The 11,358-nt window shown below is 73.1% G+C and carries 17 protein-coding genes; 5 read left to right on the top strand and 12 right to left on the bottom strand.

Features of this window, described 5'->3' with window-relative positions; all coding sequences use genetic code 11:
- On the top strand, positions 1 to 1,015 hold a 1,015-nt coding region (locus IEZ03_RS05425), incomplete at its 5' end, for a sensor histidine kinase (protein ID WP_229808034.1).
- The gene (locus tag IEZ03_RS05420; RefSeq protein ID WP_184884623.1) at positions 1,012 to 1,713 is read left to right on the top strand and encodes a response regulator; all 702 of its coding nucleotides are present in this window, start codon (positions 1,012 to 1,014) and stop codon (positions 1,711 to 1,713) included. The genes IEZ03_RS05425 and IEZ03_RS05420, both read left to right, overlap by 4 nt.
- A 100-nt stretch (positions 1,714 to 1,813) precedes the next feature.
- Here IEZ03_RS05420 and IEZ03_RS05415 read toward each other — a convergent pair whose 3' ends face one another.
- The 3 genes from IEZ03_RS05415 to IEZ03_RS05405 form a co-directional block, all read right to left on the bottom strand.
- The gene (locus IEZ03_RS05415) at positions 1,814 to 2,158 is read right to left on the bottom strand and encodes an RNA polymerase-binding protein RbpA (RefSeq protein ID WP_067802035.1); all 345 of its coding nucleotides are present in this window, start codon (positions 2,156 to 2,158) and stop codon (positions 1,814 to 1,816) included.
- A gap of 139 nt (positions 2,159 to 2,297) precedes the next feature.
- Entirely contained in the window at positions 2,298 to 2,903 is a 606-nt protein-coding gene (locus tag IEZ03_RS05410) for an ATP-dependent Clp protease proteolytic subunit (RefSeq protein WP_184884621.1), read from the bottom strand.
- Positions 2,900 to 3,445, bottom strand: coding sequence for a ClpP family protease (locus IEZ03_RS05405; RefSeq protein WP_184890644.1), 546 nt, complete (start codon positions 3,443 to 3,445; stop codon positions 2,900 to 2,902). The genes IEZ03_RS05410 and IEZ03_RS05405 overlap by 4 nt, the downstream gene beginning before the upstream one ends.
- Before the next feature lie 212 nt (positions 3,446 to 3,657).
- Here IEZ03_RS05405 and IEZ03_RS05400 point away from each other — a divergent pair, with 212 nt between their 5' ends.
- The gene (locus IEZ03_RS05400; RefSeq protein WP_184884619.1) at positions 3,658 to 3,963 is read left to right on the top strand and encodes a type II toxin-antitoxin system Phd/YefM family antitoxin; all 306 of its coding nucleotides are present in this window, start codon (positions 3,658 to 3,660) and stop codon (positions 3,961 to 3,963) included.
- A gap of 21 nt (positions 3,964 to 3,984) precedes the next feature.
- On the opposite strand, the gene IEZ03_RS05395 is transcribed toward IEZ03_RS05400, so the two are convergent.
- Positions 3,985 to 4,791: a glycerophosphodiester phosphodiesterase family protein gene (locus IEZ03_RS05395; protein ID WP_184884617.1), complete on the bottom strand. Its 807-nt coding sequence runs from the start codon at positions 4,789 to 4,791 to the stop codon at positions 3,985 to 3,987.
- Between the two features lie 117 nt (positions 4,792 to 4,908).
- On the opposite strand from IEZ03_RS05395, the gene IEZ03_RS05390 reads away from it, so the two are divergent.
- Positions 4,909 to 5,130: an EF-hand domain-containing protein gene (locus IEZ03_RS05390; RefSeq protein WP_132054206.1), complete on the top strand. Its 222-nt coding sequence runs from the start codon at positions 4,909 to 4,911 to the stop codon at positions 5,128 to 5,130.
- Between the two features lie 27 nt (positions 5,131 to 5,157).
- Here IEZ03_RS05390 and IEZ03_RS05385 read toward each other — a convergent pair whose 3' ends face one another.
- From IEZ03_RS05385 to IEZ03_RS05375, 3 genes are all read right to left on the bottom strand, one after another.
- Positions 5,158 to 5,790 carry a class I SAM-dependent methyltransferase gene (locus IEZ03_RS05385; RefSeq protein ID WP_184884615.1) on the bottom strand — a complete coding sequence of 211 codons (633 nt, stop codon included), beginning with the start codon at positions 5,788 to 5,790 and terminating at the stop codon, positions 5,158 to 5,160.
- Positions 5,791 to 5,856: 66 nt separating this feature from the next.
- Positions 5,857 to 6,660 carry a rod shape-determining protein gene (locus IEZ03_RS05380; RefSeq protein ID WP_184884613.1) on the bottom strand — a complete coding sequence of 268 codons (804 nt, stop codon included), beginning with the start codon at positions 6,658 to 6,660 and terminating at the stop codon, positions 5,857 to 5,859.
- Entirely contained in the window at positions 6,660 to 6,995 is a 336-nt protein-coding gene (locus tag IEZ03_RS05375) for a TraR/DksA family transcriptional regulator (RefSeq protein ID WP_184884611.1), read from the bottom strand. Before IEZ03_RS05375 ends, IEZ03_RS05380 begins: the two co-directional genes overlap by 1 nt.
- 223 nt (positions 6,996 to 7,218) lie before the next feature.
- On the opposite strand from IEZ03_RS05375, the gene IEZ03_RS05370 reads away from it, so the two are divergent.
- Positions 7,219 to 8,119, top strand: a protein-coding gene (locus IEZ03_RS05370; protein WP_221481390.1) for an IS5 family transposase whose coding sequence is annotated in 2 segments (ribosomal slippage) — positions 7,219 to 7,560 and positions 7,562 to 8,119 — 900 coding nt in all. Because the reading frame shifts where the segments join, the coding sequence is not laid out codon by codon here.
- Between the two features lie 14 nt (positions 8,120 to 8,133).
- Here IEZ03_RS05370 and IEZ03_RS05365 read toward each other — a convergent pair.
- The 5 genes from IEZ03_RS05365 to IEZ03_RS37585 all read right to left on the bottom strand — a co-directional run.
- Complete coding sequence (locus IEZ03_RS05365; RefSeq protein ID WP_184884609.1) at positions 8,134 to 8,763, bottom strand: class I SAM-dependent methyltransferase; 630 nt, start codon at positions 8,761 to 8,763, stop codon at positions 8,134 to 8,136.
- A gap of 104 nt (positions 8,764 to 8,867) precedes the next feature.
- The gene (locus tag IEZ03_RS05360; RefSeq protein ID WP_184884607.1) at positions 8,868 to 9,419 is read right to left on the bottom strand and encodes a TrmH family RNA methyltransferase; all 552 of its coding nucleotides are present in this window, start codon (positions 9,417 to 9,419) and stop codon (positions 8,868 to 8,870) included.
- Positions 9,416 to 10,045 carry a class I SAM-dependent methyltransferase gene (locus IEZ03_RS05355; RefSeq protein ID WP_184884605.1) on the bottom strand — a complete coding sequence of 210 codons (630 nt, stop codon included), beginning with the start codon at positions 10,043 to 10,045 and terminating at the stop codon, positions 9,416 to 9,418. The genes IEZ03_RS05360 and IEZ03_RS05355 overlap by 4 nt, the downstream gene beginning before the upstream one ends.
- 81 nt (positions 10,046 to 10,126) lie before the next feature.
- A complete protein-coding gene (locus tag IEZ03_RS05350; protein WP_132055228.1) occupies positions 10,127 to 11,074 on the bottom strand; it encodes a VWA domain-containing protein in 948 nt (315 codons plus the stop codon).
- On the bottom strand, positions 11,071 to 11,358 hold a 288-nt coding region (locus IEZ03_RS37585), incomplete at its 5' end, for a DUF58 domain-containing protein (RefSeq protein ID WP_444541866.1). The genes IEZ03_RS05350 and IEZ03_RS37585, both read right to left, overlap by 4 nt.

The following is an 11,358-nucleotide window of genomic DNA, read 5'->3' as shown; positions in this document are numbered from 1 at the left end:
GTCCGGGAGGGCGGGCGGGCGCCGGCCGGCGCGCCGGCCGGGGCCGTGGCCCGTGGCGGGCGCGTGCCTGGCCGCGGCCGGGGCCGCCGAGGCCGTCTACCGCGCGCACGGGTCCGGGGCGCTGCTGTCCCTGGCGATCCTGGTGGACGTGGCCGCCACCCTGCCGCTCGCGCTGGCCCGCGACCGGATCACCGCCGCCGCCGTCGCGGTCACCGCCGCCGCACCGGCCGCGTGCGTCCTGCACGGCGGTGCCGCCGTCGCCGCCCTGGCCGCGCTGGCCGCCGTCTGGGCGGAGCTCGCCCGCCGCGCGATCGTCCGGCGCCGTGCCGAGAGCGCGGCGCTGGAGGCGTCCCGGCGCGCGTTCGAGACGACGCTGCTGGAGCACACCGCGCGCGGCGAGCGCGCCCGCATCGCCCGCGAACTGCACGACGTCGTCGCCCACCACATCTCGATGATCTCCGTCCAGGCCGAGACGGCGCGCCTGGCCGTGCCCGGCATGCCCGAGGAGGGCGCCCAGCGGCTGTCGGCCATCGGCGACACCGCCCGGACCGCGCTCACCGAGATGCGGCGGCTGCTCGGCGTGCTGCGCGAGGACGCCGGCGGCGAGTCCACCCGCCGGCCGCAGCCCGGCCTGCGCCAGCTCCTCGACCTGGTCGACGAGACCCGCGACTCGGGGGCCGCCGGCGCCCGGCTGATCCTGCGCGGGTGCGTCACCGTCCTCGACCCCGGTCTGGAACTGGCCGCCTACCGGATCGTCCAGGAGGCCCTCACCAACGCCCGCAGGCACGCGCCCGGCGCCGCCGTGGACGTGGAGATCGAGTACACGCCGGGGGCGCTGCGCGTCAGCGTCCGCGACAACGGGCCCGGTCCCGCGTCCGGCGCCGCGCCCGCCGGCCTCGGGGTCCTCGGCATGCGCGAGCGCGCCGCCGCCGTCGGCGCCCGCCTGCGCGCCGGTCCCGGCCCGCTCGGCGGGTTCCTGGTGGAGGCGACCCTCCCCGCGGCGGAGGCGCCATGACCGGCGGGCAGGCGAGCGGCGAGCACGCGGGGGTCATCCGGGTCGTCGTGGCCGATGACCAGGAGGTCGCCCGCGCCGGGTTCGGGGCCCTGCTCGGCACCCAGCCGGACCTGGACGTCGTCGCCGCCGCCGCCGACGGCGCCGCCGCCGTCCGCGCGTGCCGGGAGCACCGGCCCGACGTGGTGCTGATGGACGTGCGGATGCCCGTGATGGACGGCATCGAGGCCACCCGCCGCATCACCGCCGGGCCCGGCGCCCCCCGGATCCTGATCCTCACCACGTTCGACCTCGACGAGCACGTCTACGACGCCCTGGTCGCCGGCGCCGGCGGGTTCCTGCTCAAGGACGTCACCGCCGAGCGGCTGTTCGACGCCGTCCGGGTCGTCGCCGCGGGGGAGGCGCTGCTCGCGCCCGCCGTGACCCGCCGCCTCATCGGGGAGTTCGCCAGGCTGCGGCCCCGCCCGCCGTCGCGGGGGCCCGGCGTCCTGGACGTCCTCACCGCACGCGAGACCGACGTGCTGCGCCTGGTCGCGGGGGGCCTCACCAACGCCGAGATCGCCGCCCGCCTGGTCGTGGGGGAGGAGACGGTGAAGACCCACGTCAGCCGGATCCTGCGCAAGCTCGGGCTGCGCGACCGCGTCCAGGCCGTCGTCACCGCCTACGAGAGCGGCCTCGTCCACCCCCGGACGGGCGGCTGAACGGTATCCGGAGTTCCGGCGCCCCGGACACGAGAAGGGCCCGTACCGCCGCCGGTACGGGCCCGCCTCGTTCGACTCGAGAACCAGGTGTTTCAGATGTTCATGCGGACTTCCTGCGCCCCGCCCGCAGGATCTCAAGGCGCTCGGCCAGGACCTCCTCCAGGTCCTCGACGGTCCTGCGCTCCATGAGCATGTCCCAGTGGGTCCGCGGCGGCTTGCCCTTCTTGGCTTGGGGCAGTTCCCCGTCTACCCGCAGGGCCGTAGCGCCGCAGTTACGGCATTCCCAGGTCATCGGCACCTCGGCCTCGGCGGCGAGCGTCACGGTGAACCGGTGGCCCTTGGTGCAGGTGTAATCTACCTCTTGCCGAGGGGCGAGATCGGTGTTGCGATCGTTCTCGTAACTCGTCGCTCCGAGTCGGGTGCCGCGAAGTGCGCGCTCGGCCATCGTCACGTGCCTCCCAGACGGCTTGCGGTCTTGCCCTGACCAACGCTGAATACCGTGACAAGATTCCCGCACCCAGCGTGATCCAACCCTGCTGTTTGCGGCCGCACCGGGCCGGGGGAGGAAACGCCCCCCGGAGACGCTAGGCGCGCGAGGTGATCACCTCGTCGATCAGCCCGTACTCCTTGGCCTCGGCGGCGCTGAAGAACCGCGCCCGGTCCAGGTCGCGGCGGACGGTCTCCGGGTCGCGCCCGGTCGCCTCCGCCACGATCGCCTCGGTCTGCGCCCGCAGCCGCAGCACCTCGCGGGCTTGGATGTCCAGGTCGGTGGCGAAGCCCCGGGACACCTCGATCGCCGGCTCGTGCAGCAGGATCCGCGCGCCGGTCAGCGCGGCCCGCCGGCCCGGTGAGCCCGCCGCGAGCAGGACCGCCGCCGCCGACCCGGCCTGCCCGACGCAGGTGGTCTCGACCGGCGGCGCGATGTACCGCATCGTGTCGCAGATCGCCAGCATCGCCGTCAGCGACCCGCCCGGCGAGTTGATGTACAGGGCGATGGGCCGGTCGGCGTCCATGCCCTCCAGCGCGAGCAGCTGCGCGGTGACGTCGTTGGCGCTGGTGTCGTCCACCGGCGCGCCGAGGAACACGATCCGGTCCTCGAACAGCTTGTCGTAGGGGTTGGTGTCCTTGCGCCCGTAGTTCGTCCGCTCCTCGAACTCGGGGACGAGGTAGCGCCTCTCCGCGCGGGTCATGTGCCCACCCGGTCCGTGCTGTCGACCACGTGGTCGACGAAGCCGTAGTCGCGCGCCTCCTCCGCGGTGAACCACGCGTCCCGGTCGCTGTCGGCCTCGATCTGCTCCAGCGTCTGCCCGGTGTGGAACGCGGTCCGCTCCGCCAGGGTCCGCTTGAGGTACAGCGACTGCTCCGCCTGGATCTTGATGTCGGACGCGGTGCCGCCGATCCCGCCGTGCGGCTGGTGCATCATGACCCGCGCGTGGCGCAGCGCGTACCGCTTGCCCGCCGTTCCCGCGCACAGAAGTGTCTGTCCCATGGAGGCGGCCATTCCCATCGCGACGGTGGAGATGTCGTTCGGGACGAACTGCATCATGTCGTAGATCGCCATCCCGGCGTCCACGACCCCGCCCGGCGAGTTGACGTAGATCGTGATGTCGCGCTCGGCGTCCTGTGCCGCGAGGAGCAGCAGCTGGGCGTTGACCCGGTTGGCGACCTGGTCGTCGATCTCGGTGCCGAGGAAGACGATGCGCTGGGCCAGCAGGCGCTCGACCAGCTGCATGTCCGCCAGCCGCGGCAGGTCGCCGGTGCTGGGCCGCGACCGCCCGATGTAGGTCTCCGCCGGCCGCTCGGCCGCGCGGTGCGCTGGCTCTCCGTTCACGTGCACCTCCGAGTTGATCTGTACGTTACGTACACTCCGTACGTATGGACACTAACGCCGGGGGACGAGGCGGACCAGGGGACCTTCCCCCGTTTCGCTATACGATGAATCACGTGGATGTTCCGGTTACCGAAGCACGGGCCCAGTTCGCGGATCTGGTCAACCGGGTCGCCTACACCGGCGATCCCGTCCGGCTCACCCGCCGCGGCAGGGTCATGGCGGCCCTGGTGTCTCCGGAGGACCTCGAGCTCCTGGAGCTGGTGCGGTCGCGGCGCCTCGACCTGGCGCGCGACCCGGCCCGCGAGCAGCCGGCCCAGCAGCAGGGCCAGCCCGCCCAGCCGGCCCAGCCGGCGGAGCGTCCGCAGCCGTCGCCGCTGCGCATCGCGGCCGAGTACCGCCCGCCCGGCTTCAACCGCTGACCGGCCGGCCCGGCGAGCGGGTCAGCCGGCGGGTGCGGGGCCCTGCCAGAGCCCGCGGGACGCCATGATCCGCCGGAGCGTGTCGATCTCGTCGGTCATGATGCCGTCGATGCCGAGGTCCAGGAGGCGTTCCATGTCGGCGGGCTCGTTGACCGTCCAGGCGTGGACCTGGAGACCGAGTTCGTGCGCGTGCGCGATGAACGACTCGGTGACGAAGGGGAGGGGCCCGAGGCCGTAGGGCACCTGGGCGCAGGCGACGCCGGTGGCGGCGAGCCGGACGAGCTTGGCGGCGGGCCCGCCGTAGGACCTGGCGCGCAGCGCCATCACCCCGCGCGGGCCCAGGGCGGTGCAGACGTCGCCCTTGGTGAACAGGGGAAGGCGGGCGCGCATCTGGGCCAGCCGGCGGGTGGAGAAGGACGTGATGCACACCCGGTTCCAGGCGGCCGTGCGGTGCAGCGCCGCGGCGAGCGGGCCGATGACGGGGGCGTCCTTGATGTCGATGTTGACGCGCGCCTCGGGGAAGGAGCCGAGGACGTCCTCCAGGAGGGGGATCGGCTCGGTCCCGCAGATGCGCGCCTTGGCGACCTCGGAGTAGGGGAGCTGGGCGATGGTGCCCGCGCGGTCGGTGACGCGGTCGAGGGTGCGGTCGTGGAAGGCGACGACGACGCCGTCGGCCGTGGCGTGGGCGTCGGTCTCCAGGTAGCGGTAGCCGAGCTCGATGGCGTGCTGGAACGCGGCCATGGAGTTCTCGGGCCCGCCGCCCGCGCCGCCCCGGTGTGCGAAGGGGATCGGCGCGGGATGGTCGAGGAACTCGTACGAGCGGCGCACCCGTCCGATTATGGCGGACGGCGCGATCCGACCGGACCTTACTGCGTAAAGGCGCCGGGTCGAGACGGTCGCTGCTACCGTCTGATCCCCCAGCCCGATCGACGAGGGAGCATCCGCATGGCGGACGTGGAGGACTACCGGGCGACGTTCGAGCTCGTGGACGCCGACGGCGACGGGTACATCTCGACCGGCGAGCTGAAGAACCTCATGGCCGCGCTCGGCGAGGAGATCACCGGCACGCGTGCGGTGGAGGTCGTCGTGGCCGCCGACGCCAACCGCGACGGGAAGATCTCCCTGGAGGAGTTCACCGCCCTCATGCAGCGGACCGCTCCCTCTTGACCTCCGCGCCGGCGGCCGGATCGTCGGTCAGGCCGGGCGGCGCCGGAGCATGACGGCGTTGTCGGTGCGGGTCATGACGCGGCCGTCCGGGGCCGTCTGGACGCGGTCGTGCTCGCCGGCGCGCAGCACGTCCCATTCGCCGTCGGGCAGGTCCAGGGACTTCAGGACCTCTTCGGCCGTGGGCAGGTGCACCCCGGGGTGGGCGTCGGGGTCCCAGGGCGGCGGGCCGGCGTGCCCGATGACGAGCAGGACGCCGCCGGGTGCGACGGCCGCTGCGGCTGTGCGCAGGATCCGCTCGCGCGGCATGCCTTCGATGGGGGAGTACAGGAACGCGGCGGAGACCAGGTCGTAGCGGCCCTCGGGGAAGGACGTTCCGAGGTCGTGGCGCTGCCAGTCGATGCGGCCGGCGACGCCCGCTGCTTCGGCGTGGCGTGCGGCGCGTTCGAGGGCGACGCCGGAGACGTCGGTGGCGGTGACGCGCCAGCCCCGGCGCGCGAGCCAGACGGCGTCCCCGCCCTCGCCGCAGCCGAGGTCCAGTGCGGTGCCGGGCTCCAGATCGGCGGCCTCCTCGGCGAGGACGGCGTTGGGGTCGCCGCTCCACACGCGCTCGTGCTCGGCGTAGCGCGCGTCCCAGAACTCCTGGTCGGTGGTGTGCTCCATGGCCCGATGATGCGCCGCCACCGCGCGATCCGCCGAACCTTGTTGCCGGAACGGCAACAAGGGCGGTCAGGCACGGGTGAGCCGCCAGAGCGCGGGGGAGCGGCAGGTGTGGGCGAGGCCGCGGATGGTGGCGCGTGCCGGGTCGCGGGCCACGGAGATGGTCAGGCCCATCTCGGTGGTGAGCCGTCCCGGCAGGGACGGCAGGCAGGCGCCGCCGCCGGTGAGCAGGAGCCCGCCGGCGCGGGCGGTGTGGCGCAGCGGTCCCGGCAGGTCGGTCAGCATGTGGCGCAGCGCGGTGGCGACCTGCTCCCGGACGTGCTCGGGAAGGCGGGGCATCCGGTGGCCCGCGGGCCGCTCTGGGACGTACTGGACGGACCGCGCGGCGTGGACGCGGCCCCGCATGATGACGGCCGTCTCGACGATGCCCGCCCCGATGTCGAGGATCAGGCGGGGCCGGGGGTCGGCGGAGTCGATCCCGGCGCCGATGGCGGCGGCGAGCGGGGCCTGCATGGTGCGGACCGGGCGGTCGGCGGCGGCGCCGACGGCGGTCACCGCGCGGCTCTGCTGGGTGCCGTTCGCGGCGGCCGGCACCGCGATCAGCACCTGGCGCAGTTCGTGGCCGGGGTCGGCTTCGAGGAGGGTCAGCCGGGCCAGCCGCGTGCAGGCGCCCGCGTCGATCACCATCCCGTGCTCGATGGGGCGGGCCCGCTCGGCGCGGCCGGGGGCGGTGCCGGGGGATGTGGCGGGCACGGGCCCGGTGACCGCGGAGGGGCGGTCGACGAAAACGGCGCGGGCGGGCACGGAGGCGCGGATGCGGCTGGTGCCGAGGTCGATGGCGGCGTGCGGCCCGGGTGATGCGGTCGTCCTCATCAGCGCCGTCGTTGCTGGCACTGCACGCAGCGGCGCGCGTACGGGATGATCTCCAGCCGGCCTTCGGGCACGGGTTCGCCGCAGTCTTCGCAGAGGCCGTAGGTTCCGTCGTCGAGGCGGGCGAGGGCCGCGTCGATCTCCTCCAGCGTGCTCTGCAGGCTCTCGCGGCGGGCGAGGGTCCCCTGGTCGGGCGCGGCGTCCTCCGCGTGCTCCAGGACGGTGAGCTGCGCGACCCGGGTCCGGCGCTCCTCCTGGAGGAGTTCGCGGGCCCGGCGGGCTCGCGCGCCGTCCGGCGGGTAGCCGGACGCGTCGTTGACCGCGCTGTTCACCGTCATGGCACTCGGGCTCCCTTCGCTCGCCGCTGGGGATAGGGGTCGGCGAATCTCCACCATGGGCGGGAAGGAGGCGAACGTCCATGGGGGGTGACACCCATTTGGGCGGGGCCCGGTACGCATGCGGTGCCGCTGCGCGACGGGTCCGGTACTGAGCGGGGCTAGGGCGTGTCCCGTGATCTTTGATGGCGGTTTGTTGTAGATGATCCGTGTGGATGAGGAGCGTCTGAAGCGTCATGACCTGACGGACGAGGAGTGGGCGCGGCTGGCGCCGCTGCTCCCTATGCAGAACGTGCACGGGGCTAGGTGGAGCGATCATCGGATGGTGATCAACGGGGTGTTCTTCCGGACCCGGGCGAGCTGCGCCTGGCGGGACCTGCCGCCGTGTTACGGCAGGTGGAAGACGGTCTACAACCGGCATCGCCGGTGGTCGCTGGACGGGACGTGGGAGCGGATCCTCGACGGGCTGCGCGCCGGGTGCGACGAAGCCGAGGGCGAGGACTGGACGGTCAGCGCCGACTCCACGATCGTGCGGGCGCACCAGCACGCGGCCGGGGCGCGGCACGCCCCGGCCGTCGACATCACCCAAAGGGGCCGGTAAAGATCACGAACGGATGACGAACGGCGGTCGCGAAGCGCTTGGCCGGTCCCGGGGTGGTCTGACCACGAAGATTCATCTGGTCGCCGATCGGCGGTGCCGTCCGATCGCCCGGCTCACCTCGCCCGGACAGCACGCCGACTGCCCGAAGTTCATCGCGCTGATGGAGTCCATCCGCATCCCGCGCCGCGGCGTTGGCCGTCCTCGCAAGAAGCCGGCACGCGCCTTGGCTGACAAGGCGTATACCTCCCGCGCCAACCGTCGCTACCTGCGGCGACGCGGTATCAAGGCCGTTATCCCGGTCAAGAAAGACCAGGCCGCCCATCGCGCCGGCCGCGGCTCCAAGGGCGGACGGCCGCCGGTCTTCGACCGTGACGCCTACAAAGAACGCAACACCGTCGAACGCTGCGTCAACAAACTCCGCCAGCACCGCGCCGTCGCCACCCGCTACGACAAGAGAGAACGCATCTACCAGGGCACCATCGACGTCGCCTCGATCCGCATCTGGCTCCGCCACCCCGCCAAATGATCAAGGGGCAGTCCCTAGTGGAGGCGTGCCAGCAAGTGGGCGTCGAGGAAGCCCCGTTCGGAGGCCGGATCGTGGAGCAGCCTGGCGAACGTGACAAGCCCGACCCCGGCCAGCAACTCGGCGAGCCGGTCCACCGGCCAGCTATAGGCGGGCGTCACCTTGTGGTCGAAGCGGACCGGCTCGGGTCCGTCCGTCGCGAAGAACGAGACCAGGAGCAGGCCCCCTGGGGCCAGGACACGTACCTGCTCGGCGAGGAGCGCGGGCATTTCCCCAGGCGGGGTGTGGATCATCGAGTAGTGAGCCAGCACGCCGCCGAGAGCGCCGTCCTCGACCGGCAAGGCCTCCATCCGCGCCTCATCAAACCGCAGCGCCGGATGGGCCCTCCGGGCGTGTTCGACCATGCCCGGGGAGAGGTCGAGCCCGAAGGCGTCCAGCTCCAGATCGTGCAGCATGGCCGTCAGATGTCCTGGCCCGCACCCGACGTCGGCTACCCGCGGCTTCCCGATCCCGCGCACCAACTCGGCGAAGGTGCCGATCATGTTCCGCGAGAACGGCTGATCCTCCAACCGATCGGCGAACATCGACGCATACAGCTCGACGACCCCGTCATAGGCCGCTCTGGTCTCGCCCTGGTGCTCCGTCACGGGAAGGGAAACTAACACCCGCGCACCTCCGCACCTTCTCCGGGCCCTATGCCGACCCCGCCCCTGGAGCCTGACCGTCCCAACACATGATCACGGGACAGGCCCTAGTCGCTCCATTCGCGGCGGCGGGCCTCGGCGAGGGCGATGGCGGCGGCCACGGCGACGTTGAGGGAGCCGACGCGCCCGATCTGCGGGATGTAGGTGACGGCGTCGGCGGCGGCCAGGAGGGCGGGGGAGCAGCCGTGGTCCTCGCCGCCGACGGCGAGGCAGACGTCGCCGTCGAGGGGCGCCTCGTGCAGGGGGACGGCGTCGGTGGTGAGCTCGACGGCGACGAGGCGCAGGCCCTCCTTGCGGACGGCCGCGGCGGCCTCGGCGGGGGTGCCGGCGTGCTCCCAGGGGACGAGGCGGTCGGTGCCGAGCGCGGTCTTGGCGGCGTTGCGGTGGGTCGGCGGGGTCGTGTTGCCGGCGAGCCAGAGGTGATCGACGCCGAACACGGCGGCGCTGCGGACGATGGAGCCCACGTTGAACGGCTGGGTGACCGATTCGACCAGGAGCCCGAGGCGGGCATTGGTGCGTCGGCGCCATTCGCGGTTGAGGCGCTTGACGTCGGTGGCGCGCAGCTGCCTGCGTCCCTGGGCGGGGTCGGGGGCGGTCATGGGGTGGTGGGGCCTTCCGTGGGGGCGTCCGTGCGGGCGGCGACGCGCAGGACGCGGTAGGAGGATCGGGAGGCGATCCGTTCGGTGGGGAAGCCCTGGCCGTTCAGCCACCGCTGGAGGGAGTCGGAGCCGAGGTGCTTCTGGACGACGAGATGGGCGAGGCCCGCGGGGGTGAGGCGGGGGAGCCAGGTGAGGAGGAGGTCGTGCAGGGCGGCCTTGCCGATGCGGATCGGGGGGTTGGACCAGATCGCGTCGAAGCGGAGGGCGGGGTCGGCCTCGTCCCCCAACACGAACCTTACATTGTCAAGGCCGGCGGCATTGGCATTGCCTTCAGCCAGCTCTATGGCCCGCCGATTAACGTCCACTCCCAAAACCCTCGCCTGCGGCGAGCGGCTGGCCAGGGTGAGGGCGATGGGGCCGTAGCCGCAGCCGAGGTCGAGGAGGTCGCCGGCCGCCGGTGGGGCGGGCGCGGTCTCCAGGAGGATGCGGGTGCCGGGGTCGATGCGGTCGGGGGAGAACATGCCGCTGTCGGTGTCCAGGCGCAGGTGCAGGTCGGGCAGGACGAGGTCGACGGAACGGCGGCGGCTGGCGGCGTCCGGCCGTTCGGCGAAGTAGTGTTCCCCCACGTCGGCCGACCGTATCAGCGTTGGGCGGGTACCGGCGCCGTCCCGGCGGGCACGGCAGGGGGCGCCGCGGGGGCCGGCCCGTCAGGGGAGGCGGGAGAACCAGGCCAGCGAGGCGCCGCCGGCGGCCAGCGCGAACAGCAGCGCGATCCCGATGTAGCGGGCGGCGACGTCGCGGTGCTCGGTCTCGAAGCCGAGGGAGGTGCCGATGTTGGCGTAGACCTCGCCGAGCTGGCCGGCGTCGGCGGCCTCGTAGGCCTTGCCCTCGGTGTTGTCGGCGAGGGCGCGCAGGGTCTCCTTGTTGACCGAGACGCTGGTGGTCTCGCCTTCGATGTCGACGGTGCCGTAGGGGGTGCCGAAGGCGATGGTGGAGACGGGGATCTGGGCGACGCGGCTGGCGTCGATGGCCTCCTGGACGGTGCGTCCGGTGGTGTTGTCCCCGTCGGACAGCAGGACGATGTGGGCGGGCGGCGGGTCCTGGCGGGCTTCGGCGTCGAAGGACTGGACGGCCTGCAGGGAGGTGAAGACGGCCTCGCCTATGGCGGTGCGTTTGGCCAGGGTGAGCCGGTCGAGGGAGGCGATGGCGGTGGCGCGGTCGTCGGACGGCGCGGCGATGAGGTTGGCGTTGCCGGCGAAGGCGACGACGCCGACGTTGAAGCGTGCGGGGAGTTCGCCGATGAACTTCTTGGCGGCGGCCCTGGCGGCGTCGAAGCGGCTGGGTGAGACGTCCCTGGCCATCATGGACAGGGAGACGTCGACGGCGACCATGATGGTGGCGCGGTCGCGGGGGACCTTGACCTCGTCGGCGGGGCGCGCGAACCCGACCATCATGAAGGCGATCATGATGAGGAAGAGGGCGGCGGCGACGTGCCGGCGCCAGCCGGGCCGTCGGGGCGCGACCTGGGAGAGCAGCGCGAGGTTGGTGAACCGGACGGCGTAGCTGCGCCGGCGGAACTGGAGCAGCGCGTAGGCGGCGCCGAGGAGCGGCAGCAGGCCGAGGAGCCAGAGGCGGTCGGGTGACAGGAAGGTCATGGACGCGCTCCCGCGGTGGAGACCGACCGGCCTGCGGCGCGGCGTTGGCGGAGGGCGAATCGGGCGATGTCGGCGATCCAGTCGCGGTCGGTGCGCAGGACGAGGTGGTGGGCGCCAGTGCGGCGCAGTGCGTCGCGGGTGCGCTCGCGCTGGGCGGCGGCGGCCGCGGCATAGCGTTCGCGGGTGCGGGCGCTGAGGACGATCTCGTGGACGGTTCCGGTCTCGGGGTCGGTCATCTCGACGAGGCCGATGTCGGGGAGGTCGAGTTCGCGGGGGTCGATGAT

It is taken from the genome of Actinomadura livida, assembly GCF_014648675.1.
GTDB classification, from domain to species: domain Bacteria; phylum Actinomycetota; class Actinomycetes; order Streptosporangiales; family Streptosporangiaceae; genus Spirillospora; species Spirillospora livida.
This window is presented reverse-complemented; position numbering and strand designations above follow the sequence as displayed.

Excerpts from the sequence above, each read along its gene's own strand:
- IEZ03_RS05405 (WP_184890644.1), bottom strand. The coding sequence starts at position 3,445 with ATGCAGCTGGTCGAGCGCCTGCTGGCCCAGCGCATCGTCTTCCTCGGC.
- IEZ03_RS05360 (WP_184884607.1), bottom strand. The coding sequence starts at position 9,419 with ATGACCGCCCCCGACCCCGCCCAGGGACGCAGGCAGCTGCGCGCCACC.
- IEZ03_RS05415 (WP_067802035.1), bottom strand. The coding sequence starts at position 2,158 with ATGGCCGAGCGCGCACTTCGCGGCACCCGACTCGGAGCGACGAGTTAC.
- IEZ03_RS05350 (WP_132055228.1), bottom strand. The coding sequence starts at position 11,074 with ATGACCTTCCTGTCACCCGACCGCCTCTGGCTCCTCGGCCTGCTGCCG.
- IEZ03_RS05390 (WP_132054206.1), top strand. The coding sequence starts at position 4,909 with ATGGCGGACGTGGAGGACTACCGGGCGACGTTCGAGCTCGTGGACGCC.
- IEZ03_RS05385 (WP_184884615.1), bottom strand. The coding sequence starts at position 5,790 with ATGGAGCACACCACCGACCAGGAGTTCTGGGACGCGCGCTACGCCGAG.
- IEZ03_RS05380 (WP_184884613.1), bottom strand. The coding sequence starts at position 6,660 with ATGAGGACGACCGCATCACCCGGGCCGCACGCCGCCATCGACCTCGGC.
- IEZ03_RS05410 (WP_184884621.1), bottom strand. The coding sequence starts at position 2,903 with ATGACCCGCGCGGAGAGGCGCTACCTCGTCCCCGAGTTCGAGGAGCGG.
- IEZ03_RS05420 (WP_184884623.1), top strand. The coding sequence starts at position 1,012 with ATGACCGGCGGGCAGGCGAGCGGCGAGCACGCGGGGGTCATCCGGGTC.
- IEZ03_RS05375 (WP_184884611.1), bottom strand. The coding sequence starts at position 6,995 with ATGACGGTGAACAGCGCGGTCAACGACGCGTCCGGCTACCCGCCGGAC.